Source organism: Pseudomonas sp. PDM13, from assembly GCF_025685765.1.
In the GTDB taxonomy this organism is placed as follows: domain Bacteria; phylum Pseudomonadota; class Gammaproteobacteria; order Pseudomonadales; family Pseudomonadaceae; genus Metapseudomonas; species Metapseudomonas solani.
Window position 1 is genome coordinate 108,064 of record NZ_JAOTQU010000017.1, and the last position, 23,722, is coordinate 131,785.

Annotated in this window: 24 protein-coding genes; 15 read left to right on the forward strand and 9 right to left on the reverse strand. The window is 68.7% G+C overall.

Going from position 1 to position 23,722, the window contains the following annotated elements; genetic code table 11:
• The first annotated feature begins 1 nt into the window (after nucleotide 1).
• Genes pdhA through OEJ36_RS18285 form a run of 3 tightly spaced genes read left to right on the forward strand, consistent with a single transcriptional unit; the run spans nucleotide 2 to nucleotide 3,212 of the window.
• On the forward strand, nucleotides 2-1,096 hold the full coding sequence (gene pdhA / locus OEJ36_RS18275) for a pyruvate dehydrogenase (acetyl-transferring) E1 component subunit alpha (RefSeq protein ID WP_263402715.1): 1,095 nt from the start codon (nucleotides 2-4) through the stop codon (nucleotides 1,094-1,096).
• Nucleotides 1,089-2,087, forward strand: coding sequence for an alpha-ketoacid dehydrogenase subunit beta (locus OEJ36_RS18280; protein ID WP_263402716.1), 999 nt, complete (start codon nucleotides 1,089-1,091; stop codon nucleotides 2,085-2,087). Before pdhA ends, OEJ36_RS18280 begins: the two co-directional genes overlap by 8 nt.
• 18 nt (nucleotides 2,088-2,105) lie before the next feature.
• Nucleotides 2,106-3,212, forward strand: coding sequence for a dihydrolipoamide acetyltransferase family protein (locus OEJ36_RS18285; protein ID WP_263402717.1), 1,107 nt, complete (start codon nucleotides 2,106-2,108; stop codon nucleotides 3,210-3,212).
• Nucleotides 3,213-3,255: 43 nt separating this feature from the next.
• Here OEJ36_RS18285 and OEJ36_RS18290 read toward each other — a convergent pair whose 3' ends face one another.
• Entirely contained in the window at nucleotides 3,256-3,708 is a 453-nt protein-coding gene (locus OEJ36_RS18290; protein WP_263402718.1) for a Bro-N domain-containing protein, read from the reverse strand.
• 403 nt (nucleotides 3,709-4,111) lie between these two features.
• Here OEJ36_RS18290 and OEJ36_RS18295 point away from each other — a divergent pair, with 403 nt between their 5' ends.
• Nucleotides 4,112-4,789, forward strand: coding sequence for a helix-turn-helix domain-containing protein (locus tag OEJ36_RS18295; RefSeq protein WP_263402719.1), 678 nt, complete (start codon nucleotides 4,112-4,114; stop codon nucleotides 4,787-4,789).
• A 367-nt stretch (nucleotides 4,790-5,156) separates the two neighbouring features.
• Here the strand turns inward: OEJ36_RS18295 and OEJ36_RS18300 are convergent, their stop codons facing one another.
• Both OEJ36_RS18300 and OEJ36_RS18305 read right to left on the reverse strand, forming a co-directional pair.
• The gene (locus OEJ36_RS18300; RefSeq protein WP_263402720.1) at nucleotides 5,157-6,041 is read right to left on the reverse strand and encodes a sterol desaturase family protein; all 885 of its coding nucleotides are present in this window, start codon (nucleotides 6,039-6,041) and stop codon (nucleotides 5,157-5,159) included.
• A gap of 166 nt (nucleotides 6,042-6,207) precedes the next feature.
• Entirely contained in the window at nucleotides 6,208-6,471 is a 264-nt protein-coding gene (locus tag OEJ36_RS18305; protein ID WP_021222036.1) for a YebG family protein, read from the reverse strand.
• Nucleotides 6,472-6,739: 268 nt separating this feature from the next.
• On the opposite strand from OEJ36_RS18305, the gene OEJ36_RS18310 reads away from it, so the two are divergent.
• The gene (locus OEJ36_RS18310; RefSeq protein ID WP_263402721.1) at nucleotides 6,740-7,228 is read left to right on the forward strand and encodes a phosphate-starvation-inducible protein PsiE; all 489 of its coding nucleotides are present in this window, start codon (nucleotides 6,740-6,742) and stop codon (nucleotides 7,226-7,228) included.
• Between the two features lie 22 nt (nucleotides 7,229-7,250).
• On the opposite strand, the gene OEJ36_RS18315 is transcribed toward OEJ36_RS18310, so the two are convergent.
• A complete protein-coding gene (locus OEJ36_RS18315) occupies nucleotides 7,251-7,574 on the reverse strand; it encodes a DUF3509 domain-containing protein (RefSeq protein WP_263402722.1) in 324 nt (107 codons plus the stop codon).
• 229 nt (nucleotides 7,575-7,803) lie between these two features.
• Between OEJ36_RS18315 and OEJ36_RS18320 the strand changes: the two genes are divergently transcribed.
• The 6 genes from OEJ36_RS18320 (at nucleotide 7,804) to OEJ36_RS18345 (ending at nucleotide 14,002) form a co-directional block, all read left to right on the forward strand.
• Complete coding sequence (locus OEJ36_RS18320) at nucleotides 7,804-8,298, forward strand: sigma-70 family RNA polymerase sigma factor (RefSeq protein ID WP_263402763.1); 495 nt, start codon at nucleotides 7,804-7,806, stop codon at nucleotides 8,296-8,298.
• Entirely contained in the window at nucleotides 8,295-9,248 is a 954-nt protein-coding gene (locus OEJ36_RS18325) for a FecR domain-containing protein (protein ID WP_263402723.1), read from the forward strand. Before OEJ36_RS18320 ends, OEJ36_RS18325 begins: the two co-directional genes overlap by 4 nt.
• 163 nt (nucleotides 9,249-9,411) lie before the next feature.
• Nucleotides 9,412-11,841: a TonB-dependent siderophore receptor gene (locus tag OEJ36_RS18330; RefSeq protein ID WP_263402724.1), complete on the forward strand. Its 2,430-nt coding sequence runs from the start codon at nucleotides 9,412-9,414 to the stop codon at nucleotides 11,839-11,841.
• Nucleotides 11,842-11,862: 21 nt separating this feature from the next.
• The gene (locus OEJ36_RS18335) at nucleotides 11,863-12,159 is read left to right on the forward strand and encodes a DUF3649 domain-containing protein (protein ID WP_263402725.1); all 297 of its coding nucleotides are present in this window, start codon (nucleotides 11,863-11,865) and stop codon (nucleotides 12,157-12,159) included.
• The gene (locus OEJ36_RS18340; protein ID WP_263402726.1) at nucleotides 12,156-13,679 is read left to right on the forward strand and encodes a PepSY-associated TM helix domain-containing protein; all 1,524 of its coding nucleotides are present in this window, start codon (nucleotides 12,156-12,158) and stop codon (nucleotides 13,677-13,679) included. Before OEJ36_RS18335 ends, OEJ36_RS18340 begins: the two co-directional genes overlap by 4 nt.
• Nucleotides 13,679-14,002 (forward strand): DUF3325 domain-containing protein, encoded by a 324-nt coding sequence (locus OEJ36_RS18345; protein WP_263402727.1) that lies wholly within the window; start codon nucleotides 13,679-13,681, stop codon nucleotides 14,000-14,002. The genes OEJ36_RS18340 and OEJ36_RS18345 overlap by 1 nt, the downstream gene beginning before the upstream one ends.
• A gap of 269 nt (nucleotides 14,003-14,271) precedes the next feature.
• Here OEJ36_RS18345 and OEJ36_RS18350 read toward each other — a convergent pair whose 3' ends face one another.
• From OEJ36_RS18350 to OEJ36_RS18360, 3 genes are all read right to left on the reverse strand, one after another.
• On the reverse strand, nucleotides 14,272-16,458 hold the full coding sequence (locus OEJ36_RS18350; protein WP_263402764.1) for a TonB-dependent receptor: 2,187 nt from the start codon (nucleotides 16,456-16,458) through the stop codon (nucleotides 14,272-14,274).
• Nucleotides 16,459-16,926: 468 nt separating this feature from the next.
• Nucleotides 16,927-17,889, reverse strand: coding sequence for a FecR domain-containing protein (locus OEJ36_RS18355; protein ID WP_263402728.1), 963 nt, complete (start codon nucleotides 17,887-17,889; stop codon nucleotides 16,927-16,929).
• Nucleotides 17,889-18,398, reverse strand: coding sequence for a sigma-70 family RNA polymerase sigma factor (locus OEJ36_RS18360; RefSeq protein WP_263402729.1), 510 nt, complete (start codon nucleotides 18,396-18,398; stop codon nucleotides 17,889-17,891). The genes OEJ36_RS18355 and OEJ36_RS18360 overlap by 1 nt, the downstream gene beginning before the upstream one ends.
• A 171-nt stretch (nucleotides 18,399-18,569) precedes the next feature.
• Here OEJ36_RS18360 and OEJ36_RS18365 point away from each other — a divergent pair, with 171 nt between their 5' ends.
• Both OEJ36_RS18365 and OEJ36_RS18370 read left to right on the forward strand, forming a co-directional pair.
• Nucleotides 18,570-18,968 (forward strand): PA2779 family protein, encoded by a 399-nt coding sequence (locus tag OEJ36_RS18365; protein WP_263402730.1) that lies wholly within the window; start codon nucleotides 18,570-18,572, stop codon nucleotides 18,966-18,968.
• A complete protein-coding gene (locus tag OEJ36_RS18370) occupies nucleotides 18,968-19,924 on the forward strand; it encodes a PA2778 family cysteine peptidase (protein WP_263402731.1) in 957 nt (318 codons plus the stop codon). Before OEJ36_RS18365 ends, OEJ36_RS18370 begins: the two co-directional genes overlap by 1 nt.
• Before the next feature lie 706 nt (nucleotides 19,925-20,630).
• On the opposite strand, the gene OEJ36_RS18375 is transcribed toward OEJ36_RS18370, so the two are convergent.
• The gene (locus OEJ36_RS18375) at nucleotides 20,631-21,503 is read right to left on the reverse strand and encodes a helix-turn-helix domain-containing protein (protein WP_263402732.1); all 873 of its coding nucleotides are present in this window, start codon (nucleotides 21,501-21,503) and stop codon (nucleotides 20,631-20,633) included.
• 150 nt (nucleotides 21,504-21,653) lie between these two features.
• Between OEJ36_RS18375 and OEJ36_RS18380 the strand changes: the two genes are divergently transcribed.
• On the forward strand, nucleotides 21,654-22,559 hold the full coding sequence (locus OEJ36_RS18380) for a DMT family transporter (RefSeq protein ID WP_031288267.1): 906 nt from the start codon (nucleotides 21,654-21,656) through the stop codon (nucleotides 22,557-22,559).
• Nucleotides 22,556-22,873 (forward strand): cupin domain-containing protein, encoded by a 318-nt coding sequence (locus OEJ36_RS18385; RefSeq protein WP_263402733.1) that lies wholly within the window; start codon nucleotides 22,556-22,558, stop codon nucleotides 22,871-22,873. The genes OEJ36_RS18380 and OEJ36_RS18385 overlap by 4 nt, the downstream gene beginning before the upstream one ends.
• On the opposite strand, the gene OEJ36_RS18390 is transcribed toward OEJ36_RS18385, so the two are convergent.
• A complete protein-coding gene (locus OEJ36_RS18390; RefSeq protein WP_263402734.1) occupies nucleotides 22,870-23,688 on the reverse strand; it encodes an AraC family transcriptional regulator in 819 nt (272 codons plus the stop codon). The genes OEJ36_RS18385 and OEJ36_RS18390 overlap by 4 nt on opposite strands.
• Between the last annotated feature and the right edge of the window lie 34 nt (nucleotides 23,689-23,722).

Consider the following 23,722-nt stretch of genomic DNA (forward strand, 5'->3'; position numbering starts at 1 on the left):
CATGCATAACCCAAGGATCGACATCCCCTACACGCGCCACCTGGACCCCGAAGGGCGCCTGCTCGGCGAGCTGCCCGCCTGGGCCGACGACTTCAACCTGCTGACCCGGCTCTACCGGCAGATGGTCCTGACCCGCCTGTTCGACCAGAAGGCCGTGGCCCTGCAGCGCACCGGCCGCATCGGCACCTACGCACCCACCCTCGGGCAGGAGGCGATCGGCGTCGCCATCGGCAGCCTCATGGGCGCCGAAGACGTGCTGGTGCCCTATTACCGCGACACCGCCGTGCAGCTCATGCGCGGCGTGCGCATGGAGGAAATCCTCCTTTACTGGGGCGGCGACGAGCGCGGCAGCGCCTACGCCGATCCGGCCGTGGCGCAGGACTTTCCCCTCTGCGTGCCCATCGCCACCCAGGCCCTGCATGCCTGCGGGGTGGCCACCGCGTTCAAGATCCGTGGCGAGCACCGCGTCGCCGTCACCACCTGCGGCGACGGCGCCACCAGCAAGGGCGACTTCCTCGAAGCACTCAACGTCGCCGGTGCCTGGCAGCTGCCCATGGTCTTCGTGGTCAACAACAACCAATGGGCCATCTCGGTGCCGCGCAGCATCCAGTGCGGCGCCGCCACCCTGGCGCAGAAGGCCATCGGTGCCGGCTTCCCCGGCGAGCAGGTGGACGGCAACGACATGCTCGCCGTCTACGACCGCATGCGGGCGGCCCTGGACCGTGCCCGCCACGGCAAGGGCCCGGTGCTGCTGGAGTGCATCAGCTACCGCCTGGGCGACCACACCACCGCCGACGACGCCACCCGCTACCGCAGCGCCGACGAGGTGAAGAAGGCCTGGCAGGAGGAACCCATCAAGCGCCTGCAGGCCTACCTCGCCGCCAACGCGGTGTGGGACGAAGGCCGCGAGCAGGCGCTGATCGCCGAGTGTCAGAAGGAGGTCCAGGCCGCGGTGGAACGCTTCGACTCGGCCGGCACCCAGCCGGTGGAATCCATCATCGACCAGGTCTATGCCCGCTGGCCGGCGGCCCTGTCCGAGCAACGCGAAATGCTCCTCGAGCGCGCCGCCCGTCGCGAGGTGAACCGCCATGAATAAGCCCGAAGTGATGGAGAAACGCGCCCTGCTCGAAGCGGTCAACCTGGCCCTGCACCGCGCCATGGAGGAAGACCACAACGTCGTGGTGCTGGGCGAGGACGTCGGCGTCAACGGCGGCGTGTTCCGCGCCACCCTCGGCCTGCGCGAGGCCTTCGGCTTCAAGCGGGTGATCGACACGCCGCTGGCGGAAACCATGATCGCCGGGCTCTGCGTCGGCATGGCCGCCCAGGGCCTCAAGCCGGTGATGGAAATCCAGTTCCTCGGCTTCATCTATGCCGCCATGGAGCACCTGGTGTCCCACGCCAGCCGCCTGCGCAACCGCACCCGTGGGCGCCTCGGTTGTTCCATGGTGCTGCGCAGCCCCATGGGCGCCGGTATCCGCGCGCCGGAACACCACAGCGAAAGCACCGAGGCGATCTTCGCCCAGATACCCGGCGTGCGGGTGGTCATCCCCTCGTCGCCGGCCCGCGCCTACGGCCTGCTGCTGGCGGCCATCGACGACCCGGACCCGGTGGTCTTCCTCGAACCCACGCGGCTCTATCGGATGAACCCGCAGCCCCTGGTGGACGACGGCCAGCGCCTGCCCCTGGACAGCTGCTTCACCCTGCGCGAGGGCGCGGACATCACCCTGGTCAGCTGGGGCGCCAGCGTCCACGAAACCCTGCAGGCCGCCCAGCGCCTGGAAGAGCAGGGCATCAGCGCCGAGGTGATCGACGTCGCCTGCATCAAGCCCCTGGACCTCGACACCCTCGAAGCCTCGGTGCGCAAGACCGGGCGCTGCGTCATCGTCCACGAGGCGCCGCGCTCCTGCGGGGTGGGCGCGGAGATCGCCGCCAGCCTCTACGAGCGTGCGTTGCTCGACCTGCAGGCGCCCATCCAGCGCGTCACCGCGCCGGACATCCCGCCGCCCCTGTACCGCCTGGAGCAGCTCTACATCCCCAGCCCCGAGGACATCCTCGCGGCCTGCGAATTGGTGCTGGACTACGCCTGACGAGCCGAGGAGACGACCATGAAACACTTCAAACTGCCCGACCTTGGCGAAGGCCTGCAGGAGGCCGAAATCGTCGAGTGGCACATCAAGGCCGGCGACACCGTGCACGCCGACCAGATCGTGGTCTCGGTGGAAACCGCCAAGGCCCTGGTGGATATCCCCGCCCCCTACGACGGCCTGGTGGCCAAGCTGTTCGGCCGCGAGGGGGACATCCTCCATGTCGGCGAACCGCTGCTGGCCTACGACGGCGAAGACAGCGACGCCGGCACCGTGGTCGGGCGCCTGGAAGGCGGCGGTGATGCCCGTGCCGATGCCTTCTTCGTCGGCGCCGCCCCCTCCACCCGCGAGCACCTCGCCCCCCGCGCCACCCCGGCGGTGCGCCAGCTGGCCCAGAGGCTCGGCGTCGAACTGGCCGGCCTGCAGGGCAGCGGTGCCGAAGGCCTGGTGACCCGTGCCGATGTCGAGGCGGCGGCGCAGAGTGCCCGCGACCGTTTCGGCGGCGAGCGCCTGCGCGGGGTGCGCCGCAGCATGGCGATCAACATGGCCCGCTCCCACGCCGAAGTGGTGCCGGTAACGATCTACGGCGACGCCGACCTGCACCGCTGGGAACGGGCGCGTGACCCGCTGATCCGCCTCGGCAAGGCCATCGCCGCCGCCTGTGAGGTGGAGCCCATCCTCAACAGCTGGTTCGATGGCCGCGTGCTCTCCATCCGCCGGCACGACAAGCTCGACCTCGGCATCGCCGTCGACACGCCGGATGGGCTCTTCGTCCCGGTGCTGCGGGATGTCGGCGGGCGCAGCGCCGAAGACCTCAAGCAAGGCATGGCGCGGCTGCGCGCCGACGTGCAGGCGCGCTCCATTCCGCCGCAGGAAATGATGGGCGCGACCATCACCCTGTCCAACTTCGGCACCCTGTTCGGCCGCTACGCCAACCCGGTGGTGGTGCCGCCTCAGGTGGCGATCATCGGCGCCGGCGGCATCCGCGACGAAGTGGTGGCCTGGGAGGGCAAGCCCGCGGTGCACCCGATCCTGCCGTTGTCGCTCACCTTCGACCACCGCGCCGTCACCGGCGGCGAGGCCGCGCGCTTCCTCAAGGCCCTGGTGGTGGCGCTGGAGCAACCCTGAAACCCAGCGGGGCCTGACGCGTGTCAGGCCCCGCTTCCCGCTGTCACCCCAGCCGCACCAGGCTCGGCATATCCTCCAGCGGCACCCAGAGTTCACCCTGCCAGTTGAGCATCACCACCCGCGTACCCTGCCAGGCCAGCAACACCCGGCGTGGCACTTGGTCGTCGTGCTCATGGGCATCGCGCAGGGTGGGGATCACTTCGCGATTGAGCCAGCGCTCCAGCTGCGGATTCTCCGGGTGGCCGAAGCGCACCAGCGCCTTGTACAGGCCGGCCTCGCTGATCACATCCACCGGCTCCGCATGGCCGCTGGCGCACTCGAGCAGCACCTGCCGGGCATGGCCGCTGCCAAGCCGGTGATGCAACTGCTGCGGGTGCTGCATGCCCAGGAGGCGGGCGAAATCCTCCGCGACGAACCAGGGCTGGTTATCCAGCATCAAGGCGCGCAGCGGGCGGGTGTGGCGGTAGAAGGTGAGGGGCAGATAGGCGTCGTGCATGGTGAAGCTCCATCTTCAGGTAAAGGAGCCGCCACCCACATCGCTAATGAAGGGTGGCGGACCGCACGGGGTTAGCGAACCGGAAGATGGAGCCGGCAGACCTGAAGGTCTCCCCGCGCAGTCCGCCATTGATCGATGTGGAAAGGTTGCAGATACGAGCACGTCTGCAAAAAGCTTTTCGCCGCTTTCCACATGCGCCAACTGGCACGATGCGCCATCTTTTCGAGTCGCTAAACCCGGTCGCGGGATTGACCGCGACCGCCGGAGGATAGGAAGGGGGCATCTGGCGAACAATCGGACCGGCCAGGGCATTGTCTTTTCTGACTGTCGGAATGCGCCGCCTCTTGTCCTATCCGCCCCGATCCCCTGATCCTGTCCGCCCCGCAACCGGCAGGACGCCGTGATGACCGAATCCCCCTGGCAAGGCGCACTCTGGCTGGCCCGCGATTTCTGCCTGATCGACGGCGCCAGCGGTGACGCCATGCCCCACGCCCACTACGCCCACCAGGTGCTGCTGGCGCGCCAGTTGCCCCTGCAACTGCTGGTGGAAGGCGAGCCGGTGAGCGGCCAGGCGGTGCTGGTGGAGTCCATGCGCGAGCACGCGCTGACCCTGCCCGGGCAGGCGCTGGTGGCCATCTATGCCGAACCCCTGGCGTTCGCTCCGCAGGCCTTGCTGGCGTTGCTGGCGGGCGCCGGCACGGAGCTGAACACCCTGGCCGAACGCCTGCTGACCGCACCGCGCCCGGCGCTGGACGCCCGCCTGCAACGGGCACTGGACGAGGTGGACGAACTGCTGGCCGACAAGGTCAGCGCCCAGGCCCTGGCCAGCCGCGCCTGCCTCTCCCTCAGCCAGCTGGAGCGCCTGTTCGGCGAACAGGTCGGCCTCTCCGTCCGCCGCCTGGTGCTCTGGCGCCGGCTGCGCCTCGCCCTGCGCCTGGCCCTCGAAGGCCAACCCCTCACCCAGGCCGCCCACGGCGCCGGCTTCGCCGACGCCGCGCACTTCTCCCGCACCATGCGCACCACCTTCGGCATCCGCGCCGACCGCAACCTTGGCAACCTGCAACTGCGCCTGATCGGCTGAGCGGAAGCACCCTACGGCGGAGTTCATTGCGGCAGGCCGTACCTGTAGGGGCGAATTCATTCGCCCGCTTTTCGGGACGTTGGGACAGGCCTGTAGGTCGGGTGCAACCCGACATTTGCGACGCATGGTTTCGCGGGTTTCACCCGCCCTACGGACTCACCGGGAAACGCTGTGCCCGTAGGGTGGGCTTCAGCCCACGCGGTGCTTTTGTTGGTGGGCTGAAGCCCACCCTACGGCGGAGTTCGCCTCGGCAGGTCGTACCTGTAGGGGCGAATTCATTCGCCCGCTTTTCGGGACGTCGGGACAGGCCTGTAGGTCGGGTGCAACCCGACATTTGTGGCGCATGGTTTCGCGGGTTTCACCCGCCCTACAAACGCATCAACCCCTGGGGAATCTCCGGGGCGGGGTGTTCGCCCGTGCTTTTACGGAAGGGTTCGGCCAGTTGCGCGAGGTAGGCGTCGGGGTAGTCGGGGCGGCTGCCGATGCCGAGGTCGTCGCCGTGCATGCGGTAGTCGCTGTGGAAGGCGGTGCCCAGCAGGCGGTCCCAGAAACTGAAGAACAGGGCGAAGTTCACGTCGCCCGCGCGGCCGTATTTCATGTGGTGGAAGCGGTGCACCGGTGCCCAGGCGAACAGGTGGCGCAGGGCGCCGATGCGCATGTCGACGTTGCTGTGCTGGAGCAGCAGCTGCAGGGTGATGGCCAGGGCGAGGAGGGCGGCGACCTGTTCCGGCATGCCCAGCAGCAACAGCGGCAGGGTGCCGGCCAGCGCCTCGGCGCCCAGGTGCAGCGGGTGCTTCATCAGGCCGTTGAAACCGTACATGCGCTTCACGCTGTGGTGCACCGCGTGCAGGCGCCAGAGGAAGCCGACGCGGTGGCTGGCGTAGTGCATCAGGGTGATGCCCAGGTCGGCGGCGAGGATGGCGACCAGCAGTTGCAGCACCAGCGGCCAGTGGTGGGGCCAGAACCCGATGTCGGGCAGCAGCGCCGCACTCAACGGGATCGCCAGGATGCCCAGGCAGTTGAGCCCTTCGTTGACCAGCGCGTGCAGCGAGTCACGCAGGCGGTCGCCGTGGTTGCGGTTCCAGGCCCGTTCGTAGGGCAGCCAGGCTTCGGCGAGGAAGCAGACGGTGATGGCGGGGAGCAGCACCAGCAGCAACCAGGGCAAGGGCAGGTGCTCGGTCATCCACAGGGCCAGGGCGAGAAAGCCGAGGAGAAAGACCGGGGCATAGAGGCAGGCGAACAGACGGCGCATGGCGAAGCTCCTTCACAAGGGGCTTGCAGCATGCGATCGGGCGGTGGCCAGGGGCTTGAACAAACGGCGCAAGGTGCCGGCGCGGGCTTTTGCCGGGCATAAAAAAAGCCCGCTGGGGCAGCGGGCTCGGTGCAGGACGGGCATGCCTGCAATGAGGGGGGTTCGGTCACTCGTCGGCGGGAGGGGCGTCCAGCTCGGCGAGGGCATCGGGTTGGTTCTTGAAGGCGCGGGCGAAGATGTCGCGGTTGCGGGCCATGTAGATGCCCAGCTCTTCGACCTGCTGCTCGCTCAGCGAGGGCACGGCCTTGTTCAGAACGGTGGCCAGGGATTCGGCCAGTTCGAGCATCTTGTCGTAACGGTCGGCTTCGGCTTTATCCATGAACAAGCGCTCCGGGTCGCGGCTGCTGCGGTACACCACTTCGACGGCCATTCATCACCTCTCACCTTTGAAATCGGTCTGTAAGATACTGGATGTGCGTACAGTATATGGGTCGGATTTCTCCGTCAACAGCTCTCATTCATAGGTCATGCCAGCGCCGCTGTCCTGCTCCTCGTCGCCCCTGCGACAACCTGTCCCGTGGCGTTAGGCCGCACCCGCGCATCTCATGGGGCCGGGACCGCTGGCCTCCATCCTGCAAGGTCTGATCGTCATCCCGGTGATTCACCATCGCCACCAAGACGTACCGAGGAGCTGGATCGTGAAAATCAAATGGGCTGAAGACTTGCGCAACAACGTGCACGGGCTGGCCGAGTCGCTGGGCAACCTGCTGGTGGAGAGCTTCCATTACCTGGCGCTGTTCGCCATCGGGGGGATTACCGCCTGGGCGGCGGTGGTGGCATTCCTGGGGATGGTGGAGAAGGGGCACATCACGGTCGATGACATCCTGCTGCTGTTCATCTACCTGGAGCTGGGGGCGATGGTGGGAATCTACTTCAAGACCAACCACATGCCGGTGCGCTTCCTGATCTACGTGGCGATCACCGCGCTGACGCGCCTGCTGATCTCCGACGTTTCGCACCATAACCGCCCCGACGAGAGCATCGTGTATGTCTGCGGTGCGATCCTGCTGCTGGCGCTGTCGATCCTGGTGGTGCGCTTCGCCTCGTCACGCTTCCCCTCGGAAGCCAGCGACAGCGTCAACCCGCGGCGCCGCCTGCAGGTCACGCGCGGCGAAGAAGAGGCCTGAGCCCGAGTGCCCGCCCGGGCGCTCAGATGCCGACGGCGAGGGGGCCGGTGACCCGCCCGGGCTGGCGATTGGCGATGGGCGGAATGCTTTTGCCGCTGGTCATCGCGCTGAGCATTTCGCCGACGTTGTGCCCTTTTTCGATCGCGATCCCGAAACGGATGCTCTCGATCACCCGCTCCAGGCGCTTCGGGTCGTTGCGTTGCGCGGGGCTGATCATGCGCCGCGCCACCACGCCGCTTTCATCCGTGAGAGTGAGCATGATGTTGCCGTCCAGGCGCTCCAGGCTGAGGTTGACCCGGTAATCGGCCTGGAAGGCATCGGTCAGAATCTGAAAGGGGTTGTACATGGCGAGCTACCTGAGTTGTTGACGCATGGAGCGATTGACTGGGTGTGGCTCTGCAAAGTTCGATCCGTGTTGACGAACGGAAAGCCGAGCGCCTGACCGGCGTCGCCAATGGCCAACCCAGGGTCGTACTCGTACTGGCACTTGCGTGCCCGGCTGACGGCGTGACAGCATTCGCAACTGCAATTATTTCGCATTTGCGATCAGCTCCCGTCCGAGGTCAGCCGTGCCGCTGCAACCCGCATCTCCCATCGCCGATCTCTACCGGGGCCACCATGGCTGGCTGCTGGGCTGGCTGCGCCAACGCCTCGGCTGCCCGCACAACGCCGCCGACCTGGCCCAGGACACCTTCGTGCGTGTGCTGCAGCAGCGGGAAAGTCGCGAGGTGCGCGAGCCCCGTGCCTTCCTCGCCACCATCGCCCGGGGCCTGCTGGTGGACCATTACCGCCGCGCCAGCCTGGAGCGTGCCTACCTCGAAGCCTTGGCCGGGCTGCCGGAACACGAGGCGCCTTCGCCCGAGTCCCGTGAGCTGATCCTCGAAACCCTGCTGGAGATCGACCGCCTGCTCGACGGCCTCAAGCCCCGCGTGCGCGAAGCCTTCCTGCTGTCGCAGCTGGATGGCCTCACTTATCCACAGATCGCCGAGCGCATGGGCCTGTCCATCAGCTCCATCCAGCAGTACATGACCCTGGCCCTGACCCATTGCTACAAGGCGCTCTATTCATGAGCGCGCTGAACCCGCAGGTGGTGGAGCAGGCGATCGCCTGGCGCGTGCGCCTGGCCTCCGGCACCTGCCCGGCCGAGGAATTCGCCGCCTGCCAGCACTGGCGCGGCATCGACCCCGAACACGAACTCGCCTGGCAGCGCCTCGAAGCCCTGGGCGGCCGCTTCTCCACCATTCCCGCCGCCCTCGGCCATGCCGCGCTCGATGGCGCCCAGCACGACCCGCAACGCCGCCGCGCCCTCAAGGCCCTGGCCCTGCTGATCGCCGCCGGCGGTGCCGGGGTGCTCGGTGTACAGGGCCCGGCGGCCTTCCAGCCCTGGCTGGCCAGCCTGCGCACCGGCACCGGTGAACGCCGCTCGGTGACGCTGCCCGATGGCGGCCGCCTGCACCTGAACGCCGGCAGTGCGGTGGACATCGATTACGACGCCGACCGCCGCCTGCTGCGCCTGTACCAGGGCGAGATCCTAGTCGAGACAGCCGCTGACCCGGCGCGCCGCCTGTTCCTCGTCGACACCGGGCCCGGCGTGTTGCGCGCCCTGGGTACCCGCTTCCTGGTACGCCAGCGGCCGGACCGCGTCCTGCTCGCCGTCTATGCCGGTGCGGTGGAGGTTCAACCTCGCGAAGGCGCCACCCGCCTGCTGGGGGAGGGCTGGCAGAGCCAGTTCGACGCCCATGGCATGGCCGAGCCGCAACGTGCCGAAAGCGACCGCGCCAGCTGGGTGGACGGCGTGCTGGTGGCCCGCGACATGCGCCTGGACGAGTTCGTCACCGAGTTCGATCGCCAGCGCCATGGCGTGCTGCGCTGCGACCCGGCTGTCGCTGCGCTGCGCATCTCCGGGGTGTTCCCCCTGGACGACAGCGAGCGCGCCCTGGCCGCCGTGGCGCGCACCCTGCCGGTGCAGGTCATCTACCGCACCCGCTGGTGGGTCACCCTGGCCCCCGCCACGGGCTGATGCGCGACGCCCGCATGATCGACAGATTTCTACGTCATTCCGGCAGAAAGGAATTGCATTTCCTTAGCAGGTGAAAATAATTCTCAGAAAGTTCTGCAGGTTTCCGGGTTTCGTTCGGCCTCCCCCTCGCAAACCAACTTTCATGGCTTTCGAAGGACTCAACATGGCCGTTCAACGCTCCCCGGATTCCCTCGCCCGCGCCGTGCGCGCGGCGCTGCTCAGCCTCAGCCTGCCCCTGGCGGCCCTGCCGGCCATGGTGCTCGCCGCACCGGCCACCCAGGGTTACCAGATACCCGCCGGTTCGCTGGATGCCGCGCTCAACGCCTTCGCCCGCCAGGCCGGGGTGCTGCTGAGCTTCGACCCGGCGCTTACCTCCGGGCGGCGCAGTGCCGGGCTGCTGGGGCGTTACCCGGTGGAGCAGGGCTTCGCCCGCCTGCTCGCGGGCTCCGGCCTGCGTGTGGTGCAGGCGGCGGATGGCGGTTATCGGCTGGAGGCGGCCAAGGTCGAGGACGGACAGGTGGAACTGGACAGCGTGAACATCACGGGCAACCAGGTGGGCGACTCCGCAGTCGGCCCCGTGGGCGGCTATGTGGCCAAGCGCACCCGCACCGGCACCAAGACCGACGCTTCGATCCTCGAGACCCCGCAGTCCATCACCGTGATCAGCCGCGAGCAGATGCAGGCCCGCGGCGTCGCCACGGTGGAAGAGGCCCTGCGCTACAGCCCCAGCGTCAGCACCCCCTATGGCTACGACCCGCGCTACGACTGGATGAGCCTGCGCGGCTTCGACGCCAAGGGCTCCACCTACCGCGACGGGCTGATGCTCAACCGCAGCACTTACGGCCTGGCGCGTCCGGATGCCTACCTGCTGGAGCGCGTGGAAGTGCTGCGTGGCCCGGCTTCGGTCCTCTATGGCCAGAGCGAGCCCGGCGGCATCGTCAACCTGGTGAGCAAGCGCGCGCCGGAAACCCCGCTGCATGAAGTGCGCCTGCGCGCCGGCAGCGACGACCTGGGCGAGCTGGCCGGCGACTTCGGCGGCCCTCTCGACGACCAGGGCCAGCTGCTCTATCGCGTCACCCTGCTGGGCAACGACGCCAACGGCCAGGTGGACAAGGTCGGCAACCAGCGCCAGGCCCTGGCGCCGACCCTGACCTGGCGCCCCAGCGACGACACCGAGCTGACCCTGTTCGGCATGTACCAGAAGGACGAGGGCGACTTCGCCTTCAGCCGCCGCTTCTCCCCGGTGCTGGTGAAGGCCTTCCGCCTGCCCTACAACCGCGACGAGGATTTCTACGAGGGCGAGCCGAGCTTCAACCGCTTCTACCGCGCCTACACCTCCTTCGGCTATGAGCTCTCCCACCAGTTGAACGACAGCTGGACCCTGCGCCAGAACATGCGCTACGAGCGGATGAACTTCGACTACCGCTACCTCAACAACAGCGGCGTGTCCTTCGGCGGCACCACCCTGGCGCGCACCGCCAACGACAAGGACGAACAGTTCGACGGCTGGACGCTGGACAACCAGGCCCAGGTCGACTTCGGCACCGGCGCCCTGGCCCACACCCTGCTGCTGGGCGTGGACTGGCGTCGCGTCTCCTCCAACGAGATCAGCCGCTTCGGCAGCGCGCCGACGCTGAACCTGCTCAACCCCGTCTACGGGCAGGCGGTGCCTTGGCCGGCGAAGGACGCCGACAACGACATCACTCGGCGCCAGACCGGCTTCTATGCCCAGGACCAGATCAGGTTCGACGACCACTGGCACCTGCTGCTGGGTGGCCGCTACGACCTGGCCCGCAGCGACACCGAAAGCAACCTCAACGGCTCGCGCACCAACCGTGACGATGAGGCCTTCACCGGCCGGGTCGGCCTGGTCTACGTCGCCGACAACGGCCTGGCGCCCTACGTCAGCTACAGCGAGTCCTTTAACCCCAGCACCTCCAGCGACCCGGTCAGCGGCCAGCCCTTCGACCCGGAAACCGGCAAGCAGTACGAGGTGGGCATCAAGTTCCAGCCCGAGGGCGCGCGCAGCTTTGTCAGCCTGGCGCTGTTCGACATCACCAAGCAGAACGTCGTCAGCAGCAACCCCAACAACCCCAGCGAGCGCCGCCAGGTGGGCGAGGTGCGCAGCAAGGGCCTGGAGATCGAGGCACTGGCCAACCTCGCCGACGGCCTCGACCTGACCGCCAGCTACAGCCGCACCCATGCGCGTATCCAGAAGAGCGTCAACGCCTGGGAAGAGGGCGCACGCCTGCAGTTCGTGCCCCGCGAGCAGGCTGGCCTGTGGCTGGACTACACCCTGCAGGGCGGTCCACTGGCAGGCTTCGGCGTTGGCGGCGGCGCGCGTTACATCGGCGCCACCTCCTTCACCGGGCAGAACCCCTTCTTCGGCCTCTACGGGCCTCGCGTAATGGAGGTGGAGACCGGCGGCTACACCCTGTTCGACGCCAGCCTCCATTACGAACTGGACGGCGTGCGCCTGGCGCTCAACGCCAGCAACCTGGGAGACAAGTCCTACGCCAGCTCCTGCGACACCCAGGCCTGCTACTACGGCTACGGTCGCACCCTGACCGCCAGCGCCACCTACAACTGGTAAACCACTGATGAAAGGAACGACGTGAGCAAAGCCAACCCCTCCACGCCCTGGGCCGTCGCCTCGCGCGTGCTGGCGGCGATCCTCGGCGGATATGCGGTGGCCTACGCGGCCACCGCCTTCCTCGCCGTCTATCTGCCGCTGATCCGTGCCGACCGGGTCACCTTCGCCAGCCTGGGCTGTTTCGCCGTGTACGCGGTGGCCATCCTCTACGCCTTCGGTGCCCGCTCGGCCCTGCGTGCCTGGCTGGTGCTCGGCGGCCTGACCCTGGCGCTGGCGCTCGCCGCCTTCGTCCCGGAAGGCTACGGGGTGCGCCCATGAGCCTGCGTCAATCCATGGCCGGCCTGCACACCTGGGGCGGGCTGCTGCCGTCCTGGCTGCTCTTCGTCATCCTCTTCGCCGGCAGCATCGCCTGCTTCGACAAGGAGCTGGAGCGCTGGATGCGCCCGACCCTGCACGAGGGGGGCGAGCACGCGCTGTCCATCGACCAGGTGCGCGACTGGCTGCTGGCCAAGGCGCCCGATGCCCACGCCCTGTGGATGCGCCCGCCGAGCGAGCGCGAGCCCTTCTGGTGGGCCGGCTACGAGCCGGCGGACGAGAGCGAGTTCCAGCGCTTCGCCCTCGACCCGGCCACGGGCGAGGTGCTGCCGGAAACCCTCGGCGGCAGCTTCTGGTTCGTCCTGCACTACAACCTTCACGCCGGGATGGCCGGCCTCTACATCGTCGGCCTCGCCGGCATGTTCATGCTGGTGGCGCTGATCAGCGGCATCATCATCCACCGGCGCTTCTTCAAGGACTTCTTCACCCTGCGGCCCAAGGCCAACGGCCAGCGTGCCTGGCTCGACGCCCACAACCTGTTCGGCGTGCTGGGGCTGCCGTTCCACCTGCTGATCGCCTACACCGGGCTGGCCATCTTCGTCATCTACTACATGCCCGCCGGCATGCAGGTGGCCTACAAGGGCGACACCACCACCTTCTTCAACGAGGTGATCGGCCAGTACAGCCGCGAGGACGTGAAGCGCCCGGCACCGCCGCCGGTGTCCCTCGACGGTCTGGTGCTGGACGCCAAGCAGCGTTGGGGCGGTGGCGAGCCGGGCTGGATCAGCATCCACCACCCGGGCGACGAAGCGGCGGTGGTGGACATCCGCCGCTACGAGCGCAGCCGCGTGGTGGACTTCCTCTGGACCCTCTCCTACGACGCCGGCAGCGGCGAGCTGCTGCACGAGCAGAAACCCTACCTGGCCGGCTACCAGAGCTTCGTCTGGCTGAGCAACCTGCATATGGCTCAGTTCGGCGGGCAGATCGTCCGCGCCCTGTACCTGCTGCTGGGGCTGATGGGCTGCGCCATGGTGGTGGGCGGCCTGCAGGTGTGGCTGACCAAGCGCGAGGCGCGCGGCAGCCGGGGCATCGGCCTGGTGCGTGCACTGAACGGCGCGGTGATCGGCGGCCTGCCCATCGCCAGCCTGGCGCTGCTCTGCGGCAACCGCCTGCTCCCCGCCGACCTGGCCGCTCGTGCCAGCGCGGAGGCCTATGTCTTCGTCGGCTCCTGGCTGCTGGTGGCGCTCTGGGCGGTGCTGCGGCGCAACAGCGGCCAGGTGGCGCGCGACCTGCTCGCCGTCTTCGCCCTGCTGGCCCTCGGCTTGCCGCTGCTCAATGCCTTCACCGGTGGCCAGGCCATCCTGCTGGCCAGCGCCGCACGTGGCGACTGGGCGCTGGCGGGCATCGACCTGGCCCTGCTCGGCTGCGGCCTGCTCTGCGTGGCGCTGGCCTGGCGCCGCTCGCAACCCCGTGCCGTGCCCGCCTCGCGCGTGCGCCGCCAACTGGCAGAGGAGGGCGCCTGATGCTGCTGCTCGGATTCGCGTTCTGCTACCTGGCCATGACGGCGCTGAGCCTGGCCATGTCCCGCCACCACAAGGTGGTGTTCCAGGGCCCGCTGCCCGAGGCGCGGGTGCGCCTGCTGCGTGTCGTCGCAGTGTTCGCCTTCGCCATCGGCCTGGCCCTGGCGGTGAGTGACCAGGGTGGCGAGATCGGCACCATCCTCTGGCTCTGCCAGGTGATGCTTGCCGCTCTGCTGCTGGTGGCCCTGCTGGCCTGGCACAGCCGCTGGGTGCTGCCCCTGGTGGCGCTACTGCCGCTGGGCGGTGGGGTGATGGCGCTGCTTTGATGGCCTGACGCTGGCGGGCCTGCGGCCCGCTTGGCGACTGAAGTCGCCCCTACAGGGGCGGCGCGGTGGGGTGGTGGTTGGCGCCGTTGGGCCTCGCTGCGCTCGGCGCCAACCTACATACAGCCCGTAGGATGGGTAGAGCGCAGCGAAACCCATGCTGTTTTGAAAGCCGGCTAAGTGCCGGCTTTTTCGCGAATGAATTCGCTCCCACGAAGTGTGGCCAACCTACACGCGTAGCCCGGGCTTCAGCCCGGGGCCTGCAAGGGGCATCAGAACTCGACGCTATAGCTCAGGCTGTAGGTGCGTCCACGGCCGTGGTAGTCGAACAGGTCGGCGGTGGCGGCGGTGCCGTAGAACACCTGGGCGCGCTGGCCCCAGACGGTGGTGTAGTCCTTGTCCAGCAGGTTCTGGATGCCGACGTTGAGGGTGCCCACCGGCAGGACCTGGCTGCCCAGCAGGTCGAAGGTGGTGTAGCCGTCGATCTTGTGGTCGTTGCCGTCGAAGTTGCCGTTGGCCAGGACGTTGCCGTCGTCGCTGAGGTTGAAGCTGCGCACGGCCTGCAGGCGCAGGCTGGTTTCGCCGTTCTGCCAGCCGGCGAAGGCGGTGAGCTTGGACGGGCTGGCGGCGGTGACATCCTGCTTCTGCCAGCGGTTGGCGATCTTCTGCTGGGAACGGATGGCCAGGGCGCTGGCGCCGATCTGCCAGTTGTCGTTCAGCCAGTAGTTGGCCTGGCCTTCCAGGCCGTAGTTGCGCTTCTTGTTGTCCAACTGTTCCACCAGCAGGGTGGTGCGGTTGTAGGTGATGCTCTTGTCCGACCAGGCGTAGAAGGCCGCCAGCTGGGCATCCAGGCCGTCGGCGTAGTGGCGCCAGCCGAGCTCGATCTGCTTGGTCTTGATGCCGTCCAGGGCGGAGTCCTTGACGTTGACGTGGCGGCCCAGGGTCCAGTGGTTGCCCACCAGGGTGTAGCTGCCCTGGCCGTAGTACTTGGCCGGGTCGGGCAGTTCGAAGCCCTCGGAGTAGTTGGCCCACACCTGCTGCGCCTTGCTCAGCTTGTAGACGGCGCCGGCGTTGTACAGGTCCACCTGGTAATCCTTCGAGCCGCCCGGCACGGCGTCGGCGCTGGTGCCGTTGCCCTTGCTGATCTGCACCTGCTGGGCCGCGGCGACGAAAGAGCCCACGTCGTTGCCGATGCGCTGGTGGCGGATGCCGGCGGAGAGGGTCAGGTCGTCGGTGGCTTTCCAACTGGTCTGGGCGAACAGCGATTTGCTGTCGGTGTCGATGCCCGGGTAGCGGCCGATGCGCGCGTACTCATCGGCCACCAGCCCGCCGGTGGCGGCGGCGGTGGTCAGGTTGAACATGGCCTGGTCGGAGTCGAAGCTCTCCCACTCGAAGTCGGCGCCGTAGGTCAGGCTGACGCGATCCCATTCCTTCACCAGCACGGACTTGAGGCCGAAGTAATCGGTGTCCTGTTGCGAGGCGGAGTAGTAGGAGCGCGCGGTGTCGATGGCGCCGCCACTGCCGAAGGCGACGCTCGGGTACGGCTGGAAGGCCATCTCCTCGCTGCGGTAGTAGGCCTGCAGGTAGAAATCGTGGCCGAGCACTTCGGGCACGTGCCAGGTGGCGTTGAACTGCTGGCGCTCGGTGTGCGGTTCGCGGTCGAAGCTGGCGCCGCCTTCCACCTCGAAAGGCACCTGGCCGCGCAGGCCCTGGAAGTTGCGCCCCAGGTTCACGCCCTTGTCGCCGTCGTAGCCGGAGTCGTACCACTGCATGCCCAGGTTGAGGCTCTGGCCGTTGGCGAAGGCGAAGTCCAGGCTGCCCATCACGTCCACCGCCTGGTTGTACTGCAGGTCGGTCTGGGTGATGTCGAGCATCACCTGGTCGCCGTTGCCGTCGTAGGCGGCGCCGTTCTTCTGGTAGGCCACCGAGAGGCGGCCCTTGACCTGCTCGCTGCCGCCGCTCACCGACTGGGCCACGCGCCAGTCGTGGTCCTGGTGGGTTTCGAAGCCGGTGCGCACGCCGACCTCGCTGTTGAAGCGCACATCACCCGCCTCGGCGCGCTTGGTGACGATGTTGATGATGCCGCCGGTGGCGCCGCCGCCGTACACGGCGCTGGCACCGGAGAGCACTTCGATGCGTTCGATGTTGAACGGGTCGATGGAGTCGAACTGGCGGCTGATGCCCCGGGAGCTGTTCAGCGACACGCCGTCGATCATCACCAGGGCGCTGCGGCCGCGCATGTTCTGGCCGTAGTTGGTGCGCCCCTGGGGGCCGATGTCCATGCCGGGGATCAGTTGGCCGAGGGCTTCCTTGAAGGGCACGCCGGCCTTGGTCTGCTCCTGCAACTGGTGGCTGTCGATCACCCACACGGTGCCCGGCAGCTCGCTGATGCTTACCGGTGCACGGGAGCCGATCACCACCTGGCGGTCGATTTCCAGGGCCGCGCCTTCGGCGGCCATGTGCAGGCTGAAGCCGCCTTCACCGGCCTCGGCGCGCAGGCCGCTGCCGGCGAGCAGGCGGTCGAGCCCTTCGGCCACGGCGAACTCGCCCTTGAGGCCCTGGGTGCTGCGGCCCTGGGTCAGCTCCGGGCTGAAGGACAGCAGCACGCCGGCTTCGCGGCCGAAGCGGTTGAGCGCGGGCTCCAGGCCGCCGGCCGGGATGTCGAAGGCCTGGCGGCGCTCGGCGCCGATCGCCAGGCCCTGGGCGCTGGCAATGGCGGGCAGCCCGGCGGCGGCCAGGCTCAGGCCCAGCAGCAGCGGTTGCATGGCGCGGGCCAGGGGCGTGCGGGCGAAGCGGCGAAGGGTGGGGGCGGCGGTCATGGCGGCACTCGTTCGGGAGAGGGAAAGGGGTTTTGCCTTCCCTGTCACGCGAGGCCGGGAAAAAGGTTCAGGTGGATGAAAAAAGTTTTCGCGGTGCCGGTGCGCGGCTCAGGACGCGGCCCTGGGGTGCACGCTGATCCAGTAGCGGGTGACGCTGCGCACCTCCACCGGCAGGGTGCGCGGCAGCATGGCGAGGATGCTGTCGGTGTGGTCCAGCGGGTAGGTGCCGGAGAGGCGCAGGTCGGCGATGGCCGGGTCGCAGCCGATGCGCCCGTGGCGGTAGCGGCCCAGTTCGGCGAGGAAGTCGCCCAGGCGCATGGCGCTGGCCACCAGCATGCCGTTGATCCAGGCCACGCTGTTTTCGTCCGCCGCCTGGGCCGCACCGCTGCCACGGGCGTCGAGGTTGAGGCGCTGGCCGGGTTGCAGCGCCAGGCGCTGGCCATGGCTGAACACCTGGGCCTCGCCGGTGAACAGGCTGACCTGGCTGCGGCTCTCCTGCAGGCGCACGGCGAGGCGGCCGCCGTGGAGCAGGATCAGCCCCTGGGGCGTTTCCACCCGCAGTGGCCGCGCCTCTTCCACGGCCTCCACCAGCATTTCGCCCTGGCGCAGGTGGAGCAGGCGCTGGCGCGCGTCGAAGCGGATATCCAGCGCGCTGTCGGTGTTCAGTGACAGGGTCGAGCCATCGGCCAGGGTCAGCTTGCGGCGCTCGCCCACGGCGGTGCTCTGGTCGGCGCGCAGGGCCAGCAGCGGGTCGCTTTCGCGTACCGCCAGGGCACCGCCACCGGCGATCACCAGCAGGGTGAGCAGCTTCAGCGCATCACGCCGGCTGCGCGAGGAGGGCGCGTCCAGGGCGGCGAGGGCGCTGGGGGTGTTCAGCCCGCGCAGGCCCTGGTTGACCGATTCGATGCGCTGCCAGGCGCGCTCATGCTCCGGGTCGGCGGCGCGCCAGCGTTGCCAGGCGTCCTGGCGCTGGCGCGAAGGTGTGCCGCCTTGCAGCTCCACCAGCCACTGCACCGCCTGGGCGGCGATGGCGGGGGCGATGCGTTGTTCGCCGGGCTTGCGCAGGGCCATCAGAGGCACTCCGCGAAGTAGCAGCGCTCAGCGGCCTTGGCCATGTAGCGCTTGACGCTGGAAAGGGAGAGGCCGAGCTGCTCGGCGATCTCGACGTAGGTGCGGCCGTCCACCTGGGCCAGCAGGAAGACCTTCTTCGCCAGCGGGGCCAGGCCGTCGAGCAGGCGGTCCAGCTCCATCAGGGTTTCCAGGATGATGGCGCGGGTTTCCTCGCTGGGCACTTCCTCTTCCGGCAGCGCGGCGAGGGCCTGCAGGTAGGCGCGCTCGATGTCCTGGCGGCGGTAGTGGTTGGCCAGCACGCGCTTGGCGATGGTGGTGAGGAAGGCGCGCGGTTCGAGAATGCTGTGCGCTTCGCGCCCCAGCAGCACCTTGAGGAAGGTGTCCTGGGCCAGGTCGGCGGCGCTCTGCGGGCAGCCGAGCTTGCGCTGCAGCCAGTTCCGGAGCCAGCCGTTGTGGTCGCTGTAGAGCTTGTGCAACGCCTGCTCGGGGGCGGCCTGGCTGCTGGTCAAGGAAGGCTCCGGAAGGGAATTCGGGGGTGGATCAAATAGGAATGCTTCGCATTCTATTTGTGCCGTGGCCGTTGCGCAATGCGGCCGTGCACGCCGCGTGATCGGTGGGTGGAACCCGGGAAGCGAGGCGCGGGTCAATCGATCACAACAACACGATCCAGGAGAACCACCATGCTCAGTCCCGCCACCAACCGCCGACTCGCCGCCGTGCTGGTCGCCAGCCAACTCACCTTCTTCGCCCAGGTACCGCTGGCCCAGGCCGCCATGATCGGCACGCCCCAGGCGCTGCAGGAACAGCAGCAACAGGTTGACCGCGCGCAGCTGCGCGGCATGCTGGATAACCAGGACGTGCAGAAGAAGCTGCAGGAGTACGGCGTGCCCCGTGAGCAGGTGGAGGCGCGCATCAACAGCCTCACCCCCGCCGAGCTGGCGCAGTTCAACCAGCAGTTGCAGCAGGAGCCCGCCGGTGCCGGCATCGTCGGCATCATCGTGCTGTTCCTGGTGATCTTCATCATCACCGACATGCTCTGCGCCACGGACATCTTCAGCTTCATCAAATGCATCCGTTGATGCGCCTGCTGCGGCCGGGGCTCCTCGCCCTGGCCGTGCTTCTCACCGGTTGCGCCAGCGGCCCGCTGCTGCCGCCGCAGAGCGAGCGGCTGCCCGAACGCATCGAGCTGGTGGACGTGCCCTTCTACCCGCAGGAGGACTACCAGTGCGGCCCGGCGGCGCTGGCCACGGTGCTGGTGCACCGCGGCGTGGCGACTTCGCCCGAGGCGCTGGTGCCCAAGGTCTACCTGCCCGAGCGGCGCGGCAGCCTCAAGCTGGAACTGGTGGCGGCGGCGCGGCAGAGCGGCATGCTGGTCTACCCGCTGCAGCCGAGCCTGGATGCCCTGCTGGCCCAGGTGGCGGCGGGCAACCCGGTGCTGGTGATGCAGAACCTCGGCCTCGACTGGTACCCGCAATGGCACTTCGCGGTGGTGGTCGGCTACGACCGCGCCAAGGACGAGCTGGTGCTGCGCTCGGCCACCACGCGGCGCTGGGTCACCGACCTGCGCAGCTTCGACCGCACCTGGGCCCGCGCCGAGCGCTGGGCGGTGGTGACCCTACCCCCCGAACAACTGCCGGCCGAACCGCGCCTGGAAGCCTGGATACAAGGCGCCAGCGACCTGGAGCAGACCGGGCAGCACGAGCGCGCCGAGCGGGCTTACCTGACCGCTTCCGGCCACTGGTACCGCGAGCCGCTGCCGCTGTTCGCCCTGGCCAACGCACGCTACACCGAAGGCGACCGCGACGGCGCGGAGAAGGCCTTGCGCGAAAGCATCGCCCGCAAGCCGGACTACGCCCTGGGCTGGTTCAACCTCTCCGAGCTGCTGGCCGAACGTGGCTGCCCGAACCAGGCCGGGCAGGCCCGCGCCTGTGCCCGCCAGCTGGCCCCGGACGACACGCGCATGGCCGCACCCCTCGGTGGCGCAGCCAAGGCCGGCGGCCGGTGTGAAGCCGTGCCGGCATGCGGGGGGCAATGATTTCCCTGTAGGGGCGAATTCATTCGCCCAGTTCGTAGGGTGGGCTTCAGCCCACCGCTTCGGATTTATTCGAGCCCGGCTGGTTACCGAGTTCTGTGGATGCTTTCCGTTTCGCCCCCCCGGGCCCTTTTTTCAGTCGCCAAAAAAGGAACCAAAAACGCTTGCCCCATCATCCGGCCCCGGCTTCGCCGGGGTTCCTTCACTCCATCGTCGTTACTCGCTACGCTCGCCCTTCGGGCCGCACTGAAGTGCGTTCGCCGCAAGCGGCGTCTGGGGGCCGGCGCGATGGGCCATCCATGGCCTGGCGCGCCTCTCGCGGCATCCATGCCGCTCGTCCCCCGGCGCAACGACTGCGTTCAGCCTCCTGGAGGGGCGTTGGCGGCTGCTCCAACTTTCTTCGTCCAACGCATCACCACGTGGTGCGCACGGACTTTCGTAGGATGGGTCGGGCGGCGTTCCGCGAGCGGAGCGAAACCCATGCGGTGGAGGTGGCCCAAACCCTTTGGGGCCCGGAAATGGCCGTGCTTGAGCCCTTGCTTTAAAACCTCGACAGCTAACGCATACAGCGCCAATTCATTCGCCCAGCGGATGGGGCGACGTTCTCCTGATCGTCTTTTACGATAGGCGCGCCGCATTACGTGGCACCCGTAGGATGGGTAGAGCTCCGCGAAACCCATCACGTCGGCGCCCCCAGGAGGCCCGTCGCTTATCCCATCGCCGCCCGGTAGTCCCCCGGCGTGCCGCCGACCGCGCTGCGGAAGCGGTTGCTGAAGTGGCTGGCGCTGGCGAAGCCGCAGGCCAGGGCGACCTCGCCCAGGGGCAGGGCGGTGCGGGCCAGCAGGTGGCGGGCGTGGGCCAGGCGGCGGGCGAGCACGTACTGGTGCGGCGGCAAGCCGAAGCTTTCGCGGAACATCCGCGCGAAGTGGTATTCCGAAAGCGCCGAGAAGGCCGCCAGCTCGCCCAGGCTCAGCGGCTCGGCCAGGTGGGCGTCGATGTACTCCATCAACCGCTTGCGCACCGCCGGGGCCAGGCCCCCTTTGAATTGCGGGCCCTGGCGCAGGCCGACCTGGGTCAGCAGGGTGTGGCCGAGCATCTCGTGGGCCAGGCTGCTGGTGAGCATGCGTTCGCCGGGTTCGTTCCAGTCGAGCTGGATGAGGCGGTGGAAGCGCGCGGCCTGCTCGGCGTCGTCGAGGAAGGTCGCCTCGTGCATCTGCAGCTCGCGGGGTTCGCGGTCGAGCAGGGTGACGGCGGCGTGGGCGAACTGCGCCGGGGCGATGTACAGGTGCGCCAGGCGGATCTCGCCGTTGATCACCCAGGAGGACTCGTGCCCGGCGGGGAGGATGCACAGCTTGTCCGGCGCGCCCTTGGTGTCCGGGCGCTCGCGGCGGAAGGTGCCGGTGCCGCCGGCCAGGTAGCACGACAGCGTGTGCAGGCGGGTGCCCTGGTAGTCGCGGGCGTCGTGGTGGTTGCTCCACAGCGCCGCGCCCATGCCATCGCCCAGCTCGGCTGCATGCTCCAGGCGGGCATGGGGCGAGCTGGCGAGGGACTGGAAGACCTGGTTCTGCAGGAGTGACGACATGCGCGGGGCAACCGGGTGGCTTGGGTGACCATGCTAGCGCGGGCGCCCGCGCGACGCAGCGGGGTGGCGCAGATAAGCGCAAGTTTTTGCAAGCGCGCCGACGGGCTGCGCGGGAGACTGGCCCCTCGACGCACCACCCGGATGACCGCCATGAACCTCTCGCTGTACCTGCTCACCGTCCTGATCTGGGGCACCACCTGGATCGCCATCAAGCTGCAGATGGGCGAGGTGGCCATCCCCGTGTCCATCGCCTACCGCTTCGCCCTGGCCGCCGTGGTGCTGTTCGCCATCCTCCTGCTCAGCCGCCGCCTGCAGAAACTCGACGGCCGCGCGCAGATGATCTGCCTGGCCCAGGGGCTGTGCCTGTTCTGCGTCAACTTCATGTGCTTCTACACCGCCAGCCAGTGGATCCACAGCGGGCTGATCGCCGTGGTGTTCTCCACCGCCACCCTGTGGAACGCGCTGAATGCGCGGGTGTTCTTCGGCCAGCGCATCGCCGCCAACGTGCTGGCGGGCGGTGCCCTCGGCCTGGCCGGGCTGGCGCTGCTGTTCTGGCCGGAACTGGCCGGCCACCAGGCCAGCCGTGAAACCCTGCTGGGCCTTGGCCTGGCGTTGCTGGGCACGCTGTGCTTCTCCGCCGGCAACATGCTCTCCAGCCTGCAGCAGAAGGCCGGCTACCGGCCGCTGACCACCAACGCCTGGGGCATGTTCTACGGCGCCTCGCTGCTGGTGCTGGGGTGCCTGGCCAGCGGCACGCCCTTCGGCATGGAGTGGAACACCCGCTACCTCGGCTCGCTGCTGTACCTGGCGATTCCCGGCTCGGTGATCGGCTTCACCGCCTACCTGACCCTGGTCGGGCGCATGGGGCCGGAGCGCGCGGCCTACTGCACCGTGCTGTTCCCGGTGGTGGCGCTGAACATCTCGGCCTTCGCCGAAGGCTACAGCTGGACGGCCCCGGCGCTGCTCGGCCTGGTGCTGGTGATGGCCGGCAACCTGCTGGTGTTCCGCAAGCCCAAGGCGCCGGTGGCCGCCGCGCCCCTGGGGAGCCGCGCATGAGCCAGCGCGTGGTACGCAGCCGCGACTTCACCGCCGAGCGCGCCTGGGGGGCGCTGGATATCGCCAACCTCGACGGCACCACGGTGCGCCTGCACTGGACCGACCAGCCCTACATCTGGCACGTCAACGACGGCAGCGAAGTCTTCGTGGTGCTCGATGGCGAGGTGGAGATGCGCTACCGCGAGGGCGGCGAGGAGCACGCGGTGCTGCTGGGCGTCGGCGACCTCTTCCATGCCGGCCCCGGTTGCGAGCACGTGGCCCACCCGCGCGGGACGGCGCGCGTTCTGGTGGTGGAGCGCGAAGGCAGCGTCTAGCCGCGCAGGGCCCGCGCCAGCACGCCGGGTGTGTAGCCATAGGCCCGGGTGAAATGGCGGTTGAGGTGGCTCTGGTCGGCGAAGCCGGTGGCCAGGGCGGCCTGGATCAACGGCTCGCCGGCGAGGATCAGGCGATGGGCCTTGTGCAGCTGGCGCTGCAGGCGATACGCATGGGGCGGCAGCGCGGTGACGGCCTTGAAGGCGCGGAGGAAATGATGGGGGCTGACGCCGGCCTCGAAGGCCAGTTCGGCGAGGCTGACGGCCTGCTCCGGCGCTTCGTCCAGCCGGGCCCGTGCCCGGGCGATGGCCTGCCGGGGCAGTGACAGCGGCAGCGTGGGGGCGCTTTCCACCAGCGGCCCGAGAATCGACAGCAGCTCCTGTTCCGCCACTTCCCACCAGGGTTCGCTGGCCGGGCCGGTGAGGGCCGCGTGGAGCCTGTGGAAGGCCTGGTTGGTGGCGCTCCGCGGCAGCACCGGGTAGGCGAATTCGCAGCCGGGGCTTTGCCCCAGTGCCTGGGCCACGTGCCCGATCAAGGCGGTGTCGAAATAGAGCATGCGCCAGCTGCGCGAACCGTGTGCCACCGGGCGCCCGTCGTGCACTTCGTTGGGGTTCACTGCGATCAGGCAGCCCGGTTCCGCGCGCACCTCGCCCCGGCCGCTGGCCGAATCCTGGGCGCCCTGGAGGATCATGCCGATGCCGAAACGGTCGTGGGTGTGGCGGCCGAAGGCGCGGCTGGAGGTGGCTTCCACCGCGAGAATGCCGGGCAGCCGGCAGGGCTGGATGTCGAACGCATCGGGGGGTGTCGCCTGCGCCATCTGCTCCCTCCTGTGGGGGCCCGTTGCCCGTTCA

Excerpts from the sequence above, each read along its gene's own strand:
- OEJ36_RS18340 (WP_263402726.1), top strand. The coding sequence starts at position 12,156 with ATGAGCCTGCGTCAATCCATGGCCGGCCTGCACACCTGGGGCGGGCTG.
- OEJ36_RS18305 (WP_021222036.1), bottom strand. The coding sequence starts at position 6,471 with ATGGCCGTCGAAGTGGTGTACCGCAGCAGCCGCGACCCGGAGCGCTTG.
- pdhA (WP_263402715.1), top strand. The coding sequence starts at position 2 with ATGCATAACCCAAGGATCGACATCCCCTACACGCGCCACCTGGACCCC.
- OEJ36_RS18325 (WP_263402723.1), top strand. The coding sequence starts at position 8,295 with ATGAGCGCGCTGAACCCGCAGGTGGTGGAGCAGGCGATCGCCTGGCGC.
- OEJ36_RS18285 (WP_263402717.1), top strand. The coding sequence starts at position 2,106 with ATGAAACACTTCAAACTGCCCGACCTTGGCGAAGGCCTGCAGGAGGCC.
- OEJ36_RS18280 (WP_263402716.1), top strand. The coding sequence starts at position 1,089 with ATGAATAAGCCCGAAGTGATGGAGAAACGCGCCCTGCTCGAAGCGGTC.
- OEJ36_RS18390 (WP_263402734.1), bottom strand. The coding sequence starts at position 23,688 with ATGGCGCAGGCGACACCCCCCGATGCGTTCGACATCCAGCCCTGCCGG.
- OEJ36_RS18370 (WP_263402731.1), top strand. The coding sequence starts at position 18,968 with ATGCGCCTGCTGCGGCCGGGGCTCCTCGCCCTGGCCGTGCTTCTCACC.
- OEJ36_RS18290 (WP_263402718.1), bottom strand. The coding sequence starts at position 3,708 with ATGCACGACGCCTATCTGCCCCTCACCTTCTACCGCCACACCCGCCCG.
- OEJ36_RS18345 (WP_263402727.1), top strand. The coding sequence starts at position 13,679 with ATGCTGCTGCTCGGATTCGCGTTCTGCTACCTGGCCATGACGGCGCTG.
- OEJ36_RS18300 (WP_263402720.1), bottom strand. The coding sequence starts at position 6,041 with ATGCGCCGTCTGTTCGCCTGCCTCTATGCCCCGGTCTTTCTCCTCGGC.
- OEJ36_RS18385 (WP_263402733.1), top strand. The coding sequence starts at position 22,556 with ATGAGCCAGCGCGTGGTACGCAGCCGCGACTTCACCGCCGAGCGCGCC.
- OEJ36_RS18375 (WP_263402732.1), bottom strand. The coding sequence starts at position 21,503 with ATGTCGTCACTCCTGCAGAACCAGGTCTTCCAGTCCCTCGCCAGCTCG.
- OEJ36_RS18380 (WP_031288267.1), top strand. The coding sequence starts at position 21,654 with ATGAACCTCTCGCTGTACCTGCTCACCGTCCTGATCTGGGGCACCACC.
- OEJ36_RS18330 (WP_263402724.1), top strand. The coding sequence starts at position 9,412 with ATGGCCGTTCAACGCTCCCCGGATTCCCTCGCCCGCGCCGTGCGCGCG.
- OEJ36_RS18315 (WP_263402722.1), bottom strand. The coding sequence starts at position 7,574 with ATGTACAACCCCTTTCAGATTCTGACCGATGCCTTCCAGGCCGATTAC.
- OEJ36_RS18355 (WP_263402728.1), bottom strand. The coding sequence starts at position 17,889 with ATGGCCCTGCGCAAGCCCGGCGAACAACGCATCGCCCCCGCCATCGCC.
- OEJ36_RS18350 (WP_263402764.1), bottom strand. The coding sequence starts at position 16,458 with ATGGCCGCCGAAGGCGCGGCCCTGGAAATCGACCGCCAGGTGGTGATC.
- OEJ36_RS18295 (WP_263402719.1), top strand. The coding sequence starts at position 4,112 with ATGACCGAATCCCCCTGGCAAGGCGCACTCTGGCTGGCCCGCGATTTC.
- OEJ36_RS18365 (WP_263402730.1), top strand. The coding sequence starts at position 18,570 with ATGCTCAGTCCCGCCACCAACCGCCGACTCGCCGCCGTGCTGGTCGCC.